We start from the raw sequence: 1,579 nt of genomic DNA, 5'->3' as shown, positions 1-1,579 counted from the left end.
TTACTTAAGAGATTTTAGACAGCTTCTTAGGAACATCTGGGATAAATTGTCTAATTAATTATCAACATTCATGGCAAACAGCTCATGATAAACAAACCTTTATAAGTGCGACTGTTTCTGGTTTAAAGTATTTATTGAAATCACGCCACTTGAGAATATTTGTAGTAGCTTTAGGATCCTATAATTTCTGTTATGCGGGCTTTTTACTACTGGCACCATATATTGCAAAAAAGCATTATGCACACCAACCAGGTAGTTACAGTGTATTTCTTTTGATAATGGCTATTGGTGGTATAACAGGGGGAATACTATTAGCTCACCAAAAAAGCGAGATTCAACCAATTAGAATTTATCAAGAACAGATAGCATACGGATTTCTTTCGCTAATCTTGTATTTAACAGGGGGATATTATAGTTGGCTTCTCACAGCCTTAAGTTTTGGGTTTGTTCAAACTAGATTATTAGGGAGCTTACCAACATTTATTCAATTATCAACGCGTTCAGAATATTTAGGACGAGTTTTTGGACTGGCCTTCTTGGTGTTTGATGGTATGCAACCAATCGGCAATTTCTTGTTTGGATATCTAATTGACATTGTGGGGGCAAAAGCTTACCTTGTTCTAAGTCTTATAATCATCATATCATTCTACGAATTCACTCGTCTTGACCAGAAAAAAGTTTCGGTTTTGGGGAGAAAGTTTGGTAAATAGTTTGATATCAAACATTTTTTAGCTTTGGAAAAAATTGGCTAATTTTGATCACTGTTATTAACAGATATTTGAGAATCCAATTTTTGGCCAATAGGGTATACCCTAGTGGCCATTTTTGATTCTGTGCTATACTAGGAATTACAAATGTTCATTAGAACTGTCCAAAAGGAGAAGTGGAAATGGCTAAAATCGGTTATGCGCGTGTGAGTTCCAAGGAGCAACATTTAGATCGACAGTTAGCGGCTTTAAAAGACGTTGATAAATTATTTACGGATAAATTAAGTGGGGCTAACACTAATCGGCCAGAACTGCAAAAAATGCTGGCCTATATTCGTGAGGGTGATATTGTAATGGTCACTGAATTAGATCGCTTAGGCAGAAACAACCATGATTTGACTAAGATCATGAACTCCATTCAAAATAAGGGTGCCACCCTAGATGTGTTGAATTTACCGTCCATGACAGGGATTGCTGACCCCAATTTACGTCAACTCATGACCAACCTCATTATTGAACTTTATAAATACCAAGCTGAAAGTGAACGTAAGCGGATCATTGAGCGTCAGCAACAAGGGATTTCCCTAGCCAAACAGCAGGGCAAATATCATGGTCGCAAGCCTCAATACGCTGAAGATGATCCCCGATTGTTACATGCCTTTAAACTTTATCAAAATGGTATGAGCGATGTGGATGTGGCTCGAAATACTGGGATTAAGCGGACAACCTTTATTCGGTATCGAAAGAAATTCAGTGTGTATAGATAAATTTCTCATTAAATAAGCAGGGCAGTGAAGAAAAAATTTAAATAGGAGTGAAATAACAGATATATGGAAATAAAAGAGAGCGTAAAATATCTTGTGTAAATGCAT

The 1,579-nt window shown here is 36.6% G+C and carries 2 protein-coding genes; both read left to right on the top strand.

Annotated elements, in window-relative coordinates:
- Window positions 1-149: 149 nt before the first annotated feature.
- A complete protein-coding gene (locus FC98_RS13735) occupies window positions 150-710 on the top strand; it encodes an MFS transporter (RefSeq protein ID WP_056949758.1) in 561 nt (186 codons plus the stop codon).
- Between the two features lie 179 nt (window positions 711-889).
- The gene (locus FC98_RS13730; protein ID WP_014940867.1) at window positions 890-1,474 is read left to right on the top strand and encodes a recombinase family protein; all 585 of its coding nucleotides are present in this window, start codon (window positions 890-892) and stop codon (window positions 1,472-1,474) included.
- Window positions 1,475-1,579 lie beyond the last annotated feature (105 nt).

It is taken from the genome of Lentilactobacillus kisonensis DSM 19906 = JCM 15041 (assembly GCF_001434135.1).
Lineage (GTDB): Bacteria > Bacillota > Bacilli > Lactobacillales > Lactobacillaceae > Lentilactobacillus > Lentilactobacillus kisonensis.
Note: the sequence above shows the minus strand (reverse complement) of the source record. Positions and strands in the feature narration are given on the sequence as shown.

What these genes read in the sequence shown, in the direction of transcription:
- FC98_RS13730 (WP_014940867.1), top strand. Translation starts at nt 890, where the DNA reads ATGGCTAAAATCGGTTATGCGCGTGTGAGTTCCAAGGAGCAACATTTA.